Source organism: Pseudomonas sp. JV241A (assembly GCF_900275665.1).
GTDB classification, from domain to species: Bacteria; Pseudomonadota; Gammaproteobacteria; order Pseudomonadales; family Pseudomonadaceae; genus Aquipseudomonas; species Aquipseudomonas wadenswilerensis.
The window spans coordinates 102,030-118,848 of record NZ_OPYO01000015.1 but is presented as its reverse complement, the minus strand read 5'-3'; the positions used below and the strand labels follow the sequence as shown (position 1 = coordinate 118,848).

The following is a 16,819-nucleotide window of genomic DNA, read 5'->3' as shown; positions in this document are numbered from 1 at the left end:
CGGGTGTAGGCCGAGAGCGGTTAGAATGATGCGCTATACCTCCAGGCCAGCCTCAAGCCACACTATGGACAGTCGGATTGAACCCTGAACAGCGCAGTCGTCTCGAAACCACCATGCATACCCGCCCGGCCCCGAATTCCAGAGGCACTTCCTTGATCCGCTCGCCCCTTTTGCACGGCCTGCTCGCCGTCGTGCTGCCAACTTCGGCGCTGGCCGCCGGCGTACGGATCGACCCGCATGCCGACCTGTTGTACCGCCAGGCCCTGACCTTGCTGGAACAGGCCGACAACCAGAACACCAGTTTCACCCTCAAGACCAGCACCACCGACCAGGACCTCGCCCAGCAAGGCCAGGCCCTGGGCCGCACCCTGGCGCCTGCGGTGAGCCTGCTGAAAAAAGCCGTGGAGCTTGACCACCCGGCCGCCCAGTACCGCCTGGCCCTCTACTACATCACCTACCTGCCGGCAGCGCAGATCCCGGCTGCCGCCTGCCCGCTGCTCGAAGCGAGCATGGGCCAGGGCTTCGCCCCGGCGGCGCTGGGCATCGAAAACTGGTGCCCGAACTACAGCCGTAGCGAATACCGCACTGCGCTGGAAAGCGTGCCGAACCTGGCCAGCCTCTACGCCCCCTACTACCCGCAACCGGCCGTGCGCTTGCTGTGCCATCGCGAGCAACCGCAAGGCCTGGCGATGCAGTGGGGCCGTCAGCGCGACTACCAGGCCGAGGTCTACCGCCTGCTGGCCAGCGCCGACCCGGCGCAAAGCAAGGCTTACTGGCAAAAAGCAGTGGACATCAATGGCTGCATCGCGGCGCAGCGGCGCCTGGCCAGCAACCACTACTGAGCTGAGCGCACTGCGCCGCCGCTGACAGCAAGATCGTTCAAGTCAGCGGCGCCCGGCTCTGGCATGCTGTACAACCGTGTTCATTGGTTGTTGCTGCCGTCCATGCCCAGTCCGCCGTTCGCCCGCCAGGCCTTTATCCGTGGCGCCATCGCCATCCTGCCGTTGTCCCTTGCCGTTGCCCCCTGGGGGTTGCTGGCCGGCTCCATGGCCATTGAAGCCAACCTCACGCCCTGGGAAGGCCAGGGCCTGTCGGCCATCGTCTTTGCCGGCGCGGCGCAACTGGTGGCGATCGGCATGCTCAAGGGCGGCGCCAACCTGTTTTCGATCCTCCTCACCACCCTGCTGCTGACGTCCCAGCACCTGCTGTACGGGCTGTCGATGCGCCCGGTGCTGTCGGGCCTGCCGACTCGCTGGCGGCTGGGCCTGGGCTTCTTGCTCACTGACGAGTTTTTCGCCCTCACCAGCCAGTACGACAAACAGCAGTTCAATCGCTGGTACGCCCTGGGGGTGGGCCTGACGTTCTACATTGCCTGGAACCTGTTCACCCTGGCCGGGATCATCCTGGGGCAGAACATTCCGCACCTCGACCAACTGGGCCTGGACTTCTCGATTGTCGCCACCTTCGTCGCCCTGATCGCGCCGTTGGTGCGCAACCTGCCCACCGTGGTGTGCGTGGCGGTGTCGTTGTTCTGCTCGGTGCTGTTCAGTGCCTGGCACTGGGACATCGGCCTGGTGGCCGCCGGCCTGCTGGGCATGAGCGCAGGTTTCATCTGTCAGAAATTCAGTGGAGCACGCTCATGATCTTCGCCCTGATTATCGGCATGGGCCTGCTGGTGTTCCTCAACCGCTATGCCTTTCTGGAACCGCGCCTGCCCCTGCGCCTGAGCTCCAATGCCCGGCAGTTCCTCGGCTTCGCCGTACCGGGCATGCTTACCGCGATCTGCGGGCCTATCGTCTTTCTGCCCGGCCACCAGCTCGACCTGAGCCTGAGCAACCCGTACCTGATCGGTTCGCTGGTGGCCGTAGTGCTGGTGCTGTTGACCCGCAGCACCTTGATCAGCATGCTGCTGAGCATGGCCTTCTTTTTTGTCTTTCGTTGGTGGTTGAACGGCAGCCCATGAACCCTGCACACAAGGAACAGACCCGTTTCTGGCAAGCCTCGGCGCTCGGTGACACCGAGATGCTGCATGCGCGTTATTTTCAGCAGCGCTTCGCCCCCCATGTGCACGAAGGCTACGTGATCACCATCATCGAGTCCGGCGCCCAGCGCTTCTGGCACCGCGGCAGCGAACACCTGGCGCCGGTCGGCAGCATGGTCCTGATCAACCCCGACGAGCTGCACACCGGCGCCAAGGCCAGCGAAGACGGCTGGCGCTATCGCGGCTTTTACCCCGACAGCGAACGCATCACCGGCGTGCTCGACGAACTGGAACTCAAGCGCGACGGCCTGCCGCGCTTTGACGCCAGCGTGCTGCACGACCCGCAACTGGCCAAGGCCTTCAGCTGGCTGCACTGCTCGGCCGAGCACGGCGCCAGCGCCCTGGAACAACAAACCGCCTGGCGCGAGGCGGTGTTGCTGCTGGTGCAGCGCCATGCCCGCGCGGGCGAGGCGCGCACGCCCGGCAACGAACCGTGCGCCGTGGCCCGGGCCAAGGAACTGATGGACAACCGCCTGGCCTATCCGCCATCGCTGGAAGAACTCGCCACAGCGGTGAATCTCTCGCCCTTCCACTTTGCCCGGGTGTTCCGCCAGGCCACCGGCTTGCCGCCCCATGCCTGGCTCAAGCAACGGCGCCTGAGCCGCGCCCGTGAACTGCTGAAAAACGACTGCCTGCCGTTCAACGTCGCCTTCGCCCTGGGTTTTTCTGACCAGAGCCATCTGAACCGGCAGTTCAAGCAAGCCTATGGCGTAACGCCGGGCGAGTACCGGCGCGCCTGCACTCATTAACGGACTAAGCCAATGCCCTACCCGCTTGCCTACCGCTGGTTCATTCACAAAGGCCTGACCGACTGGGAGCCCTGGTATTTCTGCGATACCCAGGCGTCGCTGCAACAAGCGCCTGACCTGACCAGGAACGCCTTCGCCGCCAGGGCCTTTGCCAAGGAAACCGGGGCGGACTTCGAGGTTTACCTGTTCGCCCGCCGCCAGGATCGGGAGGACTTTGCCTTCTTCGTGGTGCGCGACGGGGTGATTGAAGACAAGGTCATCACCGTGCATTTGTCGTTTGCCGACAAACTCGAGCTACGCTCGCGGTTGAGCTATGAACAAGTGACCCGCAGCTTCAGTGAATGGGTGGCCGAGGTGGCGCTGGCGGATGCGCTTGAGTGGATGAGCGAGGACGACCTGCAGGATTGAATCTAGGGCTGCTCTGCAGCCCATCGCCGGCAAGGCCAGCTCCCACATGTGGGAGCCGGGCATTCACGCCGGGCGCTGCATCAACATCAACCGCAGCGCCAGCAACGCCAGCACACTGGCCAGCAAGCGCGGCTGCAACCTGGCCAGGCGCCCCTTGCCACTGAACCAACGGCTAAGCACTCCGCCACACGCCCCCAGCACCACATGAAACACCAGGGCAATCACGCTCAGCACCAGCCCCAGCAGCAACAATTGCTGGGCCACTGCGCCTTTGGCCGGCACCACGAACTGCGGCAAGAACACGATAAAAAACAGCAGCGCCTTGGGGTTGAGCAGGCTGTTCAAGGTCGCTGCAACCAACACCGCCGCCAGCGATGTCTCACGCGACCCCTCGCCCATGCCCACCGTGCGCGGCTGCAACAGCTTGAAGGCCATCCATAACAGGTAGACCGCGCCGCTGTAGCGGATGATGTCGAACGACGGCGGCCAGGCGGCGATCAGTGCGGTGACACCGGTAGCCGTCAGCACAGTCAGCAACAGGTCAGCCAGGCTGATACCCAGCGCCGCCGCCAGCCCGCCACGCCAACCCATGGACAGCCCATGGCTGATGACAAAAGCCATGTTCGGCCCGGGCGACAGCAGCAACAGGGTTACCGCGCCAGCAAAGATGACCAGCGTTTGCATATCGAGCATCGCACGCCCTCCTGGTAAGCTCCGAGTGACGACAGTAACGGATCTCCAGCCGGGACAAGCGCTACAGCGCAGCGAATTTATTGCGCAACAGTTGCCTCAGCGGCAATAACCCCGAGGCGTACTGCCGGTCATGCTTTTGAAGAAAGCAATGAAGGCACTGTCGCTGGCAAAGCCCAGTTCCAGCGCCACCTGGGACAGCGGTTGATGGATCGCCAACTGCTCTACCGCACGTACCAGCCGCCACTGCTGACGCCATTGCTGATATGACATACCAGTGTCACGGCGGATCAAACGGCCGATGGTTTTCTCACTGGCGCCGACCGTGCGAGCCAGTTCGTGCAGCGGCGGCGGCAACTGCTCAAGCCCCTCTACCAGGCTGGCCAGGCGTCGATCCCGGGGCAGCGGCAAACGCATCGGCTGCTGCCCGGCGGCCTGCAGTTCGGCGATGCACAGGCCGGCCAGATGCGCGGCGGCGCCTTGGCTCCAGTCGGTTGCGAACGGTGCCTCGGCCATGCGCTCGAGCAGTTCGCGCAACAGCGGATTGACGTCAAGGATCACCACTTCAGCAGGCAAATGCGGCCAGTGCCGGGGGTCCAGGTACACCGAGCGATAATCGACGGTCGCCCGCATCCGCGCCCGATGGGCTATGCCGGCGGGAATCCATGCCGCGCGGGTCGGCGGCAGCAGACAGAGCAGATCCGGCGCCTGGGCGTCGATGCGCACGCAGCCCTGGCGGGTGAACAGCACCTGCCCCAGGCGGTGCTGATGGACGCCAGAATCGTGTTCGCCCAGGGCCGAGCAGATGCCGACGATGGGCGCGCCGAAGCGGTCCGGGTCGAAAGTGGCGGTGGGTTCCAGCCAGGCCATGCAGGTTGTCCGATATTCACTATTTTTAGACCAGACCGCGACAATACACCCATCGCCTGCCGTCTACCATGAGCGCCCTTTTTCTCACCGGGCGCTACTTATGACCCACCGCACCTGGCTGACCCTGGCCACGGCCCTGCTGATGTTCCCGCAGATCGCCGAAACCCTCTACAGCCCCGCCCTGGTGGATATCGGCCAGGGCTTCGGGGTAACGCCTGCGCAGGCGGCGCAAACCCTGTCGCTGTACTTCGCCGCCTTTGCCATTGGCGTGCTGGTCTGGGGTCGGCTGTGCGACCTCTGGGGCCGCCGCCCGACATTGCTTGCCGGCTTGCTGCTGTACGGCCTGGCATCGCTGGCAGCCTTGCTGGTCACAAGCTTCAGCGGCCTGCTCGCCGCGCGCATGGTTGCCGCCTTTGCCGCTGCGGTCGGCTCGGTGGTGACGCAAACCGCGCTGCGGGACGTGCATAGCGGTGCGGAACTGGCGCGGGTGTTTTCCCTGATCGGCGTTTTCCTGGCGATCAGCCCGGCGATTGGCGTGCTCGGTGGATCGCTGCTGACCGAGGCTTTGGGTTACCGTGGCGTGCTGGCCGCGCAGTTGCTGCTGGCGCTGGCGTTGCTGTTATGGAGCTGGCGAACCATGCCGGAAACCCGCCCACAGGTACCCCATCGCGCCAGTTTGATCGGCACCTTGCGGCGCATGCTCGGTGATCGTCGGGTGTTGCTGGCGACGCTGCTGGTGGCGTTGTTCAACATCGGCGTGTTCAGTTGGTACAGCTTGGCGCCGTTCATTTTCCAGCGTTTGCAGCTGCAAAGTCTGTTTGGCTATAGCGGCGTGTTGCTGGCGCTGGGCTCGCTGCTTGGCGCGCGCCTCAATGCGCTATTGCTGGCGCGTGGTGTCAGCCAGGCAACGCTGCTCAATCTGGCGTGCGCAGTGAACCTGCTGGCAGCGCTGGCGATACTGCTGCTGGGCGAACATTGGCTGATCGCCGTGGCCATGGCCTTTATGCTCGGCGCCTTTGCCATGGCGATTCCGTTGGTGCTGGGCTCGGCGCTGGTTGAGTACGGGGATTGCCGGGGGACGGCGGGAGCGTTGTTTGGGTTGTTGTATTACGGGTTGATTGGCGCGGGCTTGGCGTTGGCCGGATGGGGGCAGGCACTGGGAGCAGTGCTGTGCTGCTGCTCCGTTTTCATTGCTGCCGTGAGCGCTTTCTACAGGTAACGGGCATAACTCAGTTGCTTCGTTGCCTGTCCAGTTCTGCCAGATTTGGCGGCAGTGGAATCCAGCTCTTGTCGATGCCCGCATTGACTAGACTGTCCCATTTATCGAGCAACTGTTTGGGGAAGCAGTGGTACTCGCTACGCTTCATCGCCGCGTCCCAGGCAACAGGAATCAGCGCCTGCAACCTTTGCACGTCATGGCCTCCACCCTCAGCGCCGGTATGGTTGTGAACCGCCAATCCCACAAGATAATCAAGCATGTTACCAGCGACGACGCCTTCGGCCTGCCTGTCATTGGCAGTGCTTTCCAGCCATGCGATCAGCTTGGCCTGACCAGCCTCCTGGTAAAAGGGTGACCTGGCATTGAACAAGCGCCACTGTCGTTGAATGGCCGCTGGCGAAGGGTCTTTGAACAACCGTTCGACGCCCATTGGGGCCTCGAACACCGTCAACAAATCCGATACCGCATCATCCTTGAGCAGGTTGGCGACACCTTCGAGTCGTGTCCTTTTATGCGAGTCATACAGGTACGCGATGCCACCGGCGAGCAACTTTTCCATCGCCCAATCGTATAGCCGTACACGATCACTGCACGTGGTTGCCGCTGCCGTCACCAGTGCGATTTCGCGCTGGTACTGCGCTTGCCTTGGCTGACCTTCATCACGCTCGCGCAGGGACAACAACCCGTCGATCAAACTGCAGCACAAACCGTAATGGCCAGAGACATCATGGAGCGCTGGGTGCGGCGTCTCCCCCCAGACGTGTTCAAGCAGTTTGAGCTGAACACCAAGGTACTGCAGTTGCTGGTCATAGACACGCTGATCAATCTGAGACGCCAGCTCACGCATGCCCTGGCAGTATGAATCAATCGTCAACCAGATCAGGTTCAAGGCAACCTCCGGCACTTCAGCCTGAGCGGCCTCCCCCCCTTCTTCAAGAAGCAGATCGATTCGCTGGTCGTCGAAGTCAGCGGCCCACTCATTCAAGAAACGCCGATGCTCCTGAAGGGTGATACCCGGTTCCTGCGCCAGCAGCCCCATCTCGTACCGTGCACGTGCGGGATTAGTAAATTTTCGCAGATCGTGCAGGGCTGAAAACTGGTTTTTCAGCCGCACAAAAGCTGGCGCAAGATCAGGTACTGTTGCTCCCAGCGTCAGTTGAATGGCTTCACGCTCAAACGCCTCTCGCTCTTCATCGGTTTCGCCGCGCAACGACCGCCCACCCAGGCCCAGCAAGGACGGCTCCAGACGTTCGAGGGTTTTCGGGGCTTCATGCCTGATGATGGTCTGCAAAATGATTGCATCCCACGCGAGCTCGTCATCGCCGTGGCGACGCGCAACGGTTTTCAGTTGCCCCAGGTCACGGGTGATCGCTTTGACCAGACGAGGGTTGGCAGGAAACCACTGAGCCATTCGCGTGAACGCTGCCTCGGGAATAAAGGGGCAACATTCGCGAAATGCTCGCCACGCCAAGCGCTTGGCCTGCTCTGGTGTAGGCTCCGGCAGGGTGATGGAAATATCGATGATCTTCTCGAGAAAGCGTTGCCCATTCTCACCATAGGCGGCCGAGTACAGGCTCAGTGCTTTGCTCACAACATCCAGGTCAAAGGCCAGGACGAAGGCGAAGCTCGGCCAGTCGAGCAACTCGCGCAACGCCAGCATTGCCTTGGGGATCGCGGTCGGGTCGGCGCGGTCAAGGTCATCGATGAACACCACGATGCGTGTGCGCTGGAGGTCAGCACATAGCGCTTCGAGCTCTTTGCGATTGAAGGCCAGCTTTGAACTCAGTAGCTGGCCCGTTTGCTCGGCAATCTGGGTGCCTTTGCTAACCATCGTCCCGGTAATAGGGTCCATAACTTGTGCAACTGACTTGCCAATCTCGGCAACATTGCCCAGTAGCCTGGCGATTCCACGCCCCAGATCCTTGAATGACTTGCCCGCCCAAGCACCTTTTTCAAGTTGCTCCAGCAACGCCTGATAGAACCGCTGGATCACCCCGTCACGGCCTTCGGCATCCCACGCTGAAAAGCGTACGACCACCCAGGTGATACCGTCCGACTTGCTTTCATTGCGAATGCGCGCCTGCTCTTCAATGAAATTCAGCACGCTGGTCTTGCCGGAACCCCACTTGCCATACAGGCCGATACGCGTGGACCAGTTGTCCGGCGCCGATTCGATCGAGCGCAGCACCGAGCGGGCAATCGACCAGCGCTGCAGATCGTCATCCTGTTGCAGGCTGATCGCCGCATCATGGCCTTTGCCGCTACGCCGTGGGTTTGCTGGTGCTGTCATGTGGTGATCCATCGACCGTGAAGTTGAACCGGTCGGGAAGTTTATCCAACTGAGTTCGGTGCTGCACCTGAGCTTTCAAAATTGCGCCGTCCGCATCGCGGGGCAAGCCCGCTCCTGCCTCCTCGGTCAGGCATGCACCCACCTCCGATGCAGCCCACGGGCCATGGCGTCAAGCATAAAGCCCAGCACCCCGATCAGCAGCACCATCGCCATCAGCTCCGAATACGCCAGCCGATCACGGGTATCGAGGATGAAGTAGCCCAGCCCGGCACTCACCCCAAGCATCTCGCACGGCACCAGCACGATCCACAAGATGCCAATGGCCAGGCGCACGCCGGTCAGCACATGGCCAAGCACGCCGGGGATGATCACCTTGCACAGGGTCTCCCAGCGCGTCGCACTCAGGCTGCGGCTCAGTTGCAACCAGCGCGGGTCGAGCTGACGCACCCCCGCTGCGGTGTTGAGCAGGATCGGCCACAGCGCGGCAAAGGCCAGGAGGAAGTAGATCGGCTGATCGCCTACCCCCATCAGCATCACCACCACCGGCATCCACGACAGCGGCGAGATCATCCGCAAAAACTGGAACGCCGGGGTGGTTGCCGCTTCAAGGTGGCGATAACTGCCCACCAGCAAGCCCAATGGCACGCCGATCAGCAAGGCCAGCACCAAACCGATAAGGATGCGCTTGAGGCTGACCCAGATGTGCTCGTACACCTCGGCCTGGCCCAGCAGCTCGATCAGGCTGCCGAGCGTCGCCTGCGGTGAAAAACGCGCCGACAGGCCATCGGCCTCGCCAAACAGGTGCACGCCCAGCCACCAGAGCAATATCAAGCCGAACAGGCCGGCAACGCCCAGGGCGCCATGGATTGCATGCTTGCCCATCAGATCGCGAACTCCTCGCTACGCTCGAAGCTCTCGGGCAAGCCGAAGGCCTTGAGCCCGCCGACGGCGGCGATGCTGTTGCGGACGAAGCGGTCGTCGACCAGGTCGCGGGCGGTTTGTTGCGGGTCGAGGCCGGCGAGGAAGCCTTTGTCGCCTTCGATCAGGGTGTTCTGCAGGCGGCGCACCAGTTCTTCGGTGTAGCTGGGGAATGGATACGGCTGGAAGTCGATGCGTTTCTCGTCCCACTGCGCATGCTGGATCGCACCGCTGGCGATGTAGGCGTCACGGGCCGCTGCTGTCGGCGCCAGCACCTGGCTAAGCACCTGCGGGGTGTGCGGGGTGTACTTGTTCGGCCCGCTCCTGGACAGCAGTGCGGCGGCTTCGGCACGGTGGTCGCGGGTCCATAGCTGGGCCTTGACGATCGCATTGACCACCTTCTGCGACCACTCGGGGCGGTTGTTCAGGTCATGTTCGTGCATGAACACCACGCAGCAGGCATGGTTGCGCCAGATGTCGCCGGTAAAGCGCTGCACGCGGCCAACCTTGAGGTCTTCGGCCAAGGCGTTGAACGGCTCGGCAACGATGTAGCCGGCAATGCGCTTGCTGGCGAGCGCCGGCGGCATGTCCGACGGCGGCAGCACCACCAGGTTGACCTCGTTGGCCGCCAGCTGGGCAGTGGCGGCTTTGGACACCGGGGTCAGGCCGTGGTCGCGGAACAGCTGCTGCACCACCACGTTATGGATCGAGTACCAGAACGGAATGGCCACGGTCTGCCCGCCCAATTGCGTGACTTCGGTAATCCCCGGGGCCACGGTCAGGCCCGAGCCGCCGACGTGGTTCCAGGCCACCACCTTGGCCGGCACCTTGCTGGCGTAGCGCGCCCATACGGTCATCGGCGACAGCAGGTGAATGACGTTGACCTGCCCGGAGATGAACGCCTCGATCACCTGCGCCCAACTGCGCAACAGCACCGGCCGCTCGGCCTTTACCCCTTCAGCCTCGAACAGGCCATTGTTGTGCGCCACCAGCAGCGGCGTGGCGTCGGTGATCGGCAGGTAGCCGATGCGCACCGGCGCATCCGGGTCGCTGGCCGCCCGGGCCTGCAGGCTGCTGAGCAGCGGCATGGCGCCGCCGGCGGTGAGCAAGGCGCTGAGTTTGATGAAGTCACGACGAGTGTGGGTGAAGTCGTCCAGGCACATGGGCAGTCTCCGACGGCAGCGGCATAGGTTCAGAAGAAGGTTCGGGTGTGCGGCTGGCCCGCCGAAGGGTTTTGAGTATGTCGATGCGCAGCGCGCCCAGTTCCTCGACCCGCTGCTCGCGTGGTTGCGGCAGGTCGATGTGCCATTGACCAAGGGTGCGCGCCGGGTGGTTGCCCAGTAGCAGCACGCGATCAGACAACAGCAGGGCTTCGTCGATATCGTGAGTAATCAGGACGGCCGCGGTGTTGTGCCGGGCAATCAGTTGCAGCAGCAGTTGCTGCATGTCGGCGCGGGTCACTTCATCCAGGGCGCCGAAGGGTTCATCGAGCAACAGCACTTGTGGCTGGCGCGCCAGGCAGCGAGCCAGCGCAGTACGCTGGGCCATGCCGCCGGAAAGCTGCGCCGGGTACTGCTCGCGAGCGTGCTGCAGGCCGACCGCCTCGATGGCGTGGTCGATGCGTGCACGCCGTTCGCTGGCGGCAAGCGTGGGCTGGCGGGCGAAATCCAGACCGAAGGCGACGTTGCTTTCCAGGCTCAGCCAGGGCAGCAGGCTGGGGTCCTGGAAGGCCACCGCCAGGCGCGGGTGCGGGCCCTGCAGCGGCTCGCCGAGCAAGCTGACGCTGCCCGCGCGGGCCTGCTGCAAGCCGGCCAGCACCCGTAACAGGCTGGACTTGCCGACGCCACTGGGGCCGAGAATGGTGATCACTTCACCCGGCGCCAGTTGCAGGTCGAAGTTTTCCAGCACGCTTTGCCAGCCTTGTTCACGCGGGTAGCCAAGGCTGATGCCACGGGCTTCGAGTAACACCTCGGTCATGCTGACGGCGCCTGGCGTTGCAGCTCGGCGCGCAGTTGCACCAGGCTCGGGGTAACGATCGGCACAAAGGCCGACTCGCGCCAGCGGCGGGCGAAACCGGCGCCGTAAGCGGTGAGATAAGCCTTGCCGCCGCTGGCCTGCAACTCGAGCTGCACGGCGTCGGCAGCGGTTTCGGCCAAGGTGATGCGCAGCTTGAACAGGGCCGCGGGCTGGGCCAGGAAACGACCATCGAGCAGGCCCTTTTTCAACTCGCCCACGGTGTTTTCCAAGCGCTCGTGCAACACTTGCAGCGCCTCGCCAAGGAACGGGCGCATGCCCTGCAGGTGCCCTTCCACTTCGCTCAGCGAGCGCCGCGCCAGACCAATCGACATGCCGCATTGCAGGCCCAGGAATGACGGGCGCACCGCCGGCAGAAACTGCTTGGCGTTCTCGTGCAGCAGCCAGTCGCGGCTGATCGGCACCTGCTCGAAACCCAAGGCGGCGGTGTTGCTCGATTGCAGGCCCAGCAGTTGCAGGTCGTCGGAGCGGGTCAGCCCGGCAGCGTTGTCCGGAATGGCCAGAACGAATGGCGAGGCGCCCTCCTCTTCAATCGCCGCCGCCACCACGAAACCGCCCTTGCGCAGGTTGGTCACCCAGTGCAGGCGCCCGGCCAGGGTCCAGCCCCGATCGTCACGCAGGCCCTTGACCTGCAGCGCTTCGATACCCGAGAGGTACTTCATGGCGTTGGACAGCCCGGTGGCACCCGCCAGCTGGCCGCTGAGCAGGTCGGGTAACAGACGCTCGCGCAGCCCGCCGTTGGGGCTGTGCAGCAGGTATTCGATAAAAGCGCGCTGGCCCCAGAACACGAAGGCCGCCGCCAGGGAATGGCTGGCAACGTTGGCGACCGTCTCTACCGCGTCGGCGACCGTGCCGCCGCTACCGCCCAGGGCTTCGTCGATACCGACGCGCAGCACCTGCGCCGCTGCCAGTTGCCCCAGCACCGCCTGCGGGTCGCCGTGGCCCTGGTCGAGGGCTTCGGCCTGGGCATCCAGCCACGCGACCAATGCGGGATCGAGCATAGCGTTTACTCCTTTAAAAATGCGCCAGCCTGCGCTGGCGCCGAGGGTTCGTTATGCCGAAGGCTGCCAGCGGTACTTGCTCAGCTCGTCATTGAGCGGCGTCTGGGCGAACACATTAGCAAAGTTGCACAGGGTTGCCAGGCTGACGCCGAGGATCACCTCCAGGGCATTGCCTTCGCTGTAGCCCGCTTCGCGGAACGCGCCATAACCCGCCTCACTGACATTGCCGCGGGTGGCGATCACTTCGCGGGTAAACGCCGCCAGCGCTTCAAGCTTGTCTTGCGGCAACTCGCCCTTGGCGCGCAGGGCATCGACCACCTCTTGCCCCAGTTTGGCCTTGTTCAGCGCCACGGCGGTGTGGCCGGCCACGCAGAAGTCGCAGCCGTGGTGGGTGGCGGCCACCAGTTGCACCACTTCACGCTCGGCCAGGCTCAGCTCGGCCTTGCCGTTGAGTGCCGACACAGTGACGTAGGTTTCCAGCGCCGCCGGGGCGTTGGCCAGCACGCCGAGCAGGTTGGGGATGAAGCCCGAGGCCTTCTGGGCGTTCTCCAGGTAAGGACGGGCGGCCTCAGGGGCGCTTTGCAGTGTATGGACAGTGACGCGCGACATTGGAGTGGACTCCTGCAGACTGGGGGTGTGCGACAAGTCTGTTGGTTATAAGAATTACCTGCCATATTCTGCAGTCGCTATTACTTGCTCCTGAGTCTTTTCATTAGATGATTTCGTCCAGCCCCGTAGTCGATTGGTTATTAGAAAGCCTTGAGCTAGACGCCAGCCTGTTCCATGTCGGGCGCTATTGCGGCGGCTGGCACGCCAGCACCCACGGCCTGGCGCGGGCCAGTTTCCACCTGATTGTCCAAGGTCATTGCTGGCTGCATATCGACGGCCAGGCCGAGGCCATTTGCCTGCAAGCCGGCGATGCGGTGTTCCTGCTGCGCGACTTCAACTATCGGCTGTCCAATGTCGCGGATTGCGAGCTGGCGCAACAGCAGCCGCGCCAGGCCATGCAGCCGCTGGACAGTGACGCCACCGACGGCGTGGGCCTGGTGTGCGGGTTCTTTCATTTTCAGCCGGGCCTGTCGTCGCTGATCATCGAAGGCCTCGACGACTGGATCATCCTGCGTGCCGGCGACCCGGCGCTGAGTGCGGCGCGGGCGTTGTTCGAGCTGATCCTGGCCGAATGCCAACGCCTGCCCGCGCCCTCCTCGGCCTTGCTCGAACGCCTGAGCCATCTGCTGTTCTTGTATGTACTGCGCCAGCGGGTCAGTGACGATCAGGGCATCAGCGGCCTGGTCGCGCTGGCGCGCCACGCCAACTTTGCCAGCCTGCTCGAGCAGTTGATCGAACATCCCGACCAGCCCTGGTCGCTGGAGAGCATGGCGGCCTGCACGGGGCTGTCGCGTTCGGCGTTCTTCAAGCGTTTCAGTGAGCTTGCCGGGCAATCACCCGGGCAGGTGCTGCTGGCCCTGCGCATGCGCCATGCCTGCCAGTTGCTCAAGGCCAACAACACCGTCGAGCAGGTGTGCGCGGCGGTGGGGTATCAGTCGATTGCTGCCTTCACCCGCGCCTTCAGCAAGGCCGTCGGGGTGCAGCCGGGGGCGTATCGGCGTCAGCATGAAGGGCGCTGAACGTGTTGAAAGGGGTGCAGCGCACTGCCTGCACCCCTTGCTTGCGTTATGAACTGATGCCCGGCCTGGCCGAGGTGACGAGGGTGCGGATGACATCCTGGCTTTCAGGGTCCTGCACGGTGATCGTGGTATTGGTGAAGTAGTCGATCACGATGGTTTCTTTGCTGGTGATGACATTCGACAGTTTGCCGGCACTCATGACGTTGTTGATATCCAGTGCCCAGAAGTGATGCCCCTGATACGTCGGGTTGTAATTGACCGCCGTTACCCCCGCCAGGGTTATTTGATACTCAACTTCTACCGTCAGTACCCCCTTGCTGGCCGACAGTATCGCCTCTACGGTCTGCCCGGGTTGCAAGGTCAGGGTCACTCCGGCGCTCGAACCCAGGGTTACCGACTCACTTTGCGAACCGCCCTGCTCCCAGGTCTGGGTGAAACTCAAGGCGGTTTCGCCCTGGGCGCCGGCGCCGAGGAACGAGATCCCGTAGGAAATCGTCTGGCTGATGCCGACTTCCGACGAGCTCGACCAGTTGCTTTCCGCGGTGACCGTCACCTCCTGGGTGACCCCGCAGTTGAACTCCGCCGGCACCGAGGAGTGGTTGGTGAAGGTATTGGTATTGAGGGCAATCGGGTTCGAGGTTTCCGAGACAATCCTTGCGCTCACCACCGACAGCGTGGCTTGTACCTGCGGCCAGTTGTAGGTCTGGTACAGATCACCCCAGGGCGTGGGGCTGCAAACGTAAGCGTCATTGGGCGAGCGGCCAAAATAGGCAGACACCGCCGCTTTCAACGACCCATCCTGGATGTTGAACAAGGTTCGCTCGGTGTCGGTGATAACGTTCTGGACCGTGCCCGTGGCAATGACGGTTGACGCGGATGAAGATTGCCCAGCATTGATCGCGATACTAATAGCCATGACGACATCCTTGTTGAATGAGGGAGAGCAGAAAGTCGTTCAACTTCCAGCCTTCGGCGACGACATGCCGCCGAAGCCCTAACGCTAGCCCAGGGATGGCACACAGCCAGTACCCATTGTTCATAAGCAATTGCGCTGATGTAGCGAATTATCTGCGCTGGCCGATAGGCCGCCGCCGACGAAATCACCGTTCGGTAATCGAACACAAGCCGCCCCTGCCCCCTCAAGTCCGCCTGCCATTACTCCGATAGCAGACCACCCACCGCCGCTCCAGCGGCAAAGAGTGGCGCTGATAACAACTCGAGGAGTACTGCCCGCATGTTCGCCGACCTGAAAATCCGCACCGGTATGTTCTGGGTGCTGTCGCTGTTCAGCCTGACCTTGCTGTTCTCCACCGTCAGCGCCTGGCGCGCGGCGGTGGGCAGCGACCAGCAGATCACCGAGCTGGACCAGACCGCGCACCAGTCGGACCGCCTGAACAACGCGCTGCTGATGGCGATCCGCGCCAGCGCCAACGTCTCCTCGGGCTTTATCGAACAGACCGGTGGCCACAGCGAGAGCGCCAACAAACGCCTGAAGCTCTCGGAAGAACTGCTGGGCAATAGCGCGCAGCTGATCAATGCGCTGGTCAGCAATGCCCAGGAGCCGACATTCAAAGCGCTCGCCGTGGAGCTGCAAAGCACCTTCGCCGACTACGCCAAGGCCGTGGCCGGGCAACGTGAAGCCACCCGGCACAACGACTTGCAGCACTACTTCAGGGTCAACACCGACGCAGGCAACGCCATGGGCCGCCTGCAGGCGCTGCGGCAAAAACTGGTGGCGGCGCTGAACGAGCGCAGCCAGCAGATCATGCTCGAATCTGACCGGCGCCTGAGCAGTGCCCAGCTGCTGAGCGTGGCGCTGGGGCTGCTGACCTTGCTGCTGGCCGCCCTTTGCTGGAGCTTTATCGCCCAGCGCGTGCTGCGCCCGCTGCGTGACGCCGGTCAGCACTTCCAGCGCATCGCCGGCGGCGACTTGAGCGTGCCGGTAGCGGTGCACAGCAGCAACGAGATCGGCCAGCTGTTCAGCGAACTGCAGCGCATGCAGCACAGCCAGCGCGACACCCTGGGGCAAATCACCGGCTGCGCGACGCAACTGGCCGAGGCCGCCGGGGCGCTCAACGGCATTACCGAACAGAGTTCCCACAGCTTGCGCCAGCAAGACCAGGAGCTGGAACAGGCCGCCACCGCCGTCACCGAAATGACCACCGCCGTGGAAGAAGTGGCGCGCAATGCGGTGTCCACCTCGCAAGCGGCCAGCGCCTCCAACGTACTGGCCGAACAGAGCCGCCGCCAGGTCAGCGACAACCTCGACGGTACCCAGGCCATGGCCCGTGAAGTGCAGACCAGCAGCGAGCACCTGGAACAACTGGCCGGGCAGATTCGCGACATCGGCCAGGTGCTGGAAGTGATCCGCTCGGTGTCGGAACAGACCAACCTGCTGGCGCTCAATGCCGCCATCGAAGCGGCCCGTGCCGGTGAAGCCGGGCGTGGCTTTGCCGTGGTCGCCGACGAGGTACGCACCCTCGCCTACCGCACCCAGCAATCGACCCAGGAAATCGAGCAGATGATCGGCCGCGTGCAGCATGGCACTGAGGCGGCGGTGGCATCGATGCACGCCAGCACCCAGCGGGCGCAGTCGACCCTGGGCATTACCCAGGCGTCGGGGCAGGTGCTGGAGGGGATCTACAGCGCGATCGGCGAGATCAACGAGCGCAACCTGGTAATTGCCAGCGCTGCGGAGGAGCAGGCGCAGGTGGCGCGGGAGGTGGATCGTAATCTGCTGAACATTCGCGAACTGTCGACTCGCTCGGCGGCCGGGGCCCGGGAAACCCGCGAGGCCAGCCAGGCGTTGGCGGGGCTGGCCGGGCAGCTGACGGCGCTGGTGGCGCGGTTCAGGGTGTAATCAAAAGCAGCAAGGCTTTGCCTTGCATCGCTGGCAAGCCAGCTCCCACAGGGTCAGCGTTCACAGTTCCCTGTGGGAGCTGGCCTTGCCAGCGATGGGCTGCAAAGCAGC

Annotated in this window: 17 protein-coding genes; 8 read left to right on the top strand and 9 right to left on the bottom strand. The window is 63.5% G+C overall.

Features of this window, described 5'->3' with window-relative positions:
- Positions 1-113 precede the first annotated feature (113 nt).
- The 5 genes from JV241A_RS10165 (at position 114) to JV241A_RS10145 (ending at position 3,198) form a co-directional block, all read left to right on the top strand.
- Entirely contained in the window at positions 114-842 is a 729-nt protein-coding gene (locus tag JV241A_RS10165; protein WP_115087662.1) for a sel1 repeat family protein, read from the top strand.
- A 102-nt stretch (positions 843-944) separates the two neighbouring features.
- The gene (locus JV241A_RS10160) at positions 945-1,643 is read left to right on the top strand and encodes an AzlC family ABC transporter permease (protein ID WP_115087663.1); all 699 of its coding nucleotides are present in this window, start codon (positions 945-947) and stop codon (positions 1,641-1,643) included.
- Positions 1,640-1,963, top strand: a complete 324-nt coding sequence (locus JV241A_RS10155) for an AzlD domain-containing protein (RefSeq protein ID WP_038994745.1) — start codon at positions 1,640-1,642, stop codon at positions 1,961-1,963. The genes JV241A_RS10160 and JV241A_RS10155 overlap by 4 nt, the downstream gene beginning before the upstream one ends.
- Positions 1,960-2,790, top strand: a complete 831-nt coding sequence (locus JV241A_RS10150) for an AraC family transcriptional regulator (RefSeq protein ID WP_115087284.1) — start codon at positions 1,960-1,962, stop codon at positions 2,788-2,790. The genes JV241A_RS10155 and JV241A_RS10150 overlap by 4 nt, the downstream gene beginning before the upstream one ends.
- Before the next feature lie 12 nt (positions 2,791-2,802).
- Positions 2,803-3,198: a hypothetical protein gene (locus tag JV241A_RS10145; protein WP_115087286.1), complete on the top strand. Its 396-nt coding sequence runs from the start codon at positions 2,803-2,805 to the stop codon at positions 3,196-3,198.
- Between the two features lie 63 nt (positions 3,199-3,261).
- Here the strand turns inward: JV241A_RS10145 and JV241A_RS10140 are convergent, their stop codons facing one another.
- Both JV241A_RS10140 and JV241A_RS10135 read right to left on the bottom strand, forming a co-directional pair.
- The gene (locus tag JV241A_RS10140; RefSeq protein WP_115087287.1) at positions 3,262-3,891 is read right to left on the bottom strand and encodes a LysE family translocator; all 630 of its coding nucleotides are present in this window, start codon (positions 3,889-3,891) and stop codon (positions 3,262-3,264) included.
- 96 nt (positions 3,892-3,987) lie between these two features.
- Positions 3,988-4,758, bottom strand: a complete 771-nt coding sequence (locus tag JV241A_RS10135) for a helix-turn-helix transcriptional regulator (RefSeq protein WP_134062303.1) — start codon at positions 4,756-4,758, stop codon at positions 3,988-3,990.
- A 100-nt stretch (positions 4,759-4,858) separates the two neighbouring features.
- Between JV241A_RS10135 and JV241A_RS10130 the strand changes: the two genes are divergently transcribed.
- Positions 4,859-5,977 carry an MFS transporter gene (locus tag JV241A_RS10130; RefSeq protein WP_134062301.1) on the top strand — a complete coding sequence of 373 codons (1,119 nt, stop codon included), beginning with the start codon at positions 4,859-4,861 and terminating at the stop codon, positions 5,975-5,977.
- A gap of 10 nt (positions 5,978-5,987) precedes the next feature.
- Here the strand turns inward: JV241A_RS10130 and JV241A_RS10125 are convergent, their stop codons facing one another.
- The 6 genes from JV241A_RS10125 to JV241A_RS10100 form a co-directional block, all read right to left on the bottom strand.
- Positions 5,988-8,267 carry a P-loop NTPase fold protein gene (locus JV241A_RS10125; protein WP_166675679.1) on the bottom strand — a complete coding sequence of 760 codons (2,280 nt, stop codon included), beginning with the start codon at positions 8,265-8,267 and terminating at the stop codon, positions 5,988-5,990.
- A 126-nt stretch (positions 8,268-8,393) separates the two neighbouring features.
- Positions 8,394-9,149, bottom strand: coding sequence for an ABC transporter permease (locus JV241A_RS10120; RefSeq protein WP_115087295.1), 756 nt, complete (start codon positions 9,147-9,149; stop codon positions 8,394-8,396).
- Positions 9,149-10,348 carry an ABC transporter substrate-binding protein gene (locus JV241A_RS10115; protein ID WP_134062297.1) on the bottom strand — a complete coding sequence of 400 codons (1,200 nt, stop codon included), beginning with the start codon at positions 10,346-10,348 and terminating at the stop codon, positions 9,149-9,151. Before JV241A_RS10115 ends, JV241A_RS10120 begins: the two co-directional genes overlap by 1 nt.
- Positions 10,314-11,162: an ABC transporter ATP-binding protein gene (locus JV241A_RS10110; RefSeq protein ID WP_115087299.1), complete on the bottom strand. Its 849-nt coding sequence runs from the start codon at positions 11,160-11,162 to the stop codon at positions 10,314-10,316. Before JV241A_RS10110 ends, JV241A_RS10115 begins: the two co-directional genes overlap by 35 nt.
- On the bottom strand, positions 11,159-12,220 hold the full coding sequence (locus JV241A_RS10105; protein WP_134062295.1) for an acyl-CoA dehydrogenase family protein: 1,062 nt from the start codon (positions 12,218-12,220) through the stop codon (positions 11,159-11,161). Before JV241A_RS10105 ends, JV241A_RS10110 begins: the two co-directional genes overlap by 4 nt.
- Positions 12,221-12,271: 51 nt before the next feature.
- Positions 12,272-12,829 carry a carboxymuconolactone decarboxylase family protein gene (locus JV241A_RS10100; protein WP_134062293.1) on the bottom strand — a complete coding sequence of 186 codons (558 nt, stop codon included), beginning with the start codon at positions 12,827-12,829 and terminating at the stop codon, positions 12,272-12,274.
- A 107-nt stretch (positions 12,830-12,936) separates the two neighbouring features.
- Here JV241A_RS10100 and JV241A_RS10095 point away from each other — a divergent pair, with 107 nt between their 5' ends.
- Entirely contained in the window at positions 12,937-13,848 is a 912-nt protein-coding gene (locus JV241A_RS10095; protein WP_115087305.1) for an AraC family transcriptional regulator, read from the top strand.
- A 46-nt stretch (positions 13,849-13,894) separates the two neighbouring features.
- On the opposite strand, the gene JV241A_RS10090 is transcribed toward JV241A_RS10095, so the two are convergent.
- Positions 13,895-14,764, bottom strand: coding sequence for a follicular epithelium yolk protein subunit (locus tag JV241A_RS10090; protein WP_134062291.1), 870 nt, complete (start codon positions 14,762-14,764; stop codon positions 13,895-13,897).
- Between the two features lie 318 nt (positions 14,765-15,082).
- Here JV241A_RS10090 and JV241A_RS10085 point away from each other — a divergent pair, with 318 nt between their 5' ends.
- Complete coding sequence (locus tag JV241A_RS10085; RefSeq protein ID WP_134062288.1) at positions 15,083-16,708, top strand: methyl-accepting chemotaxis protein; 1,626 nt, start codon at positions 15,083-15,085, stop codon at positions 16,706-16,708.
- Positions 16,709-16,819: the final 111 nt, after the last annotated feature.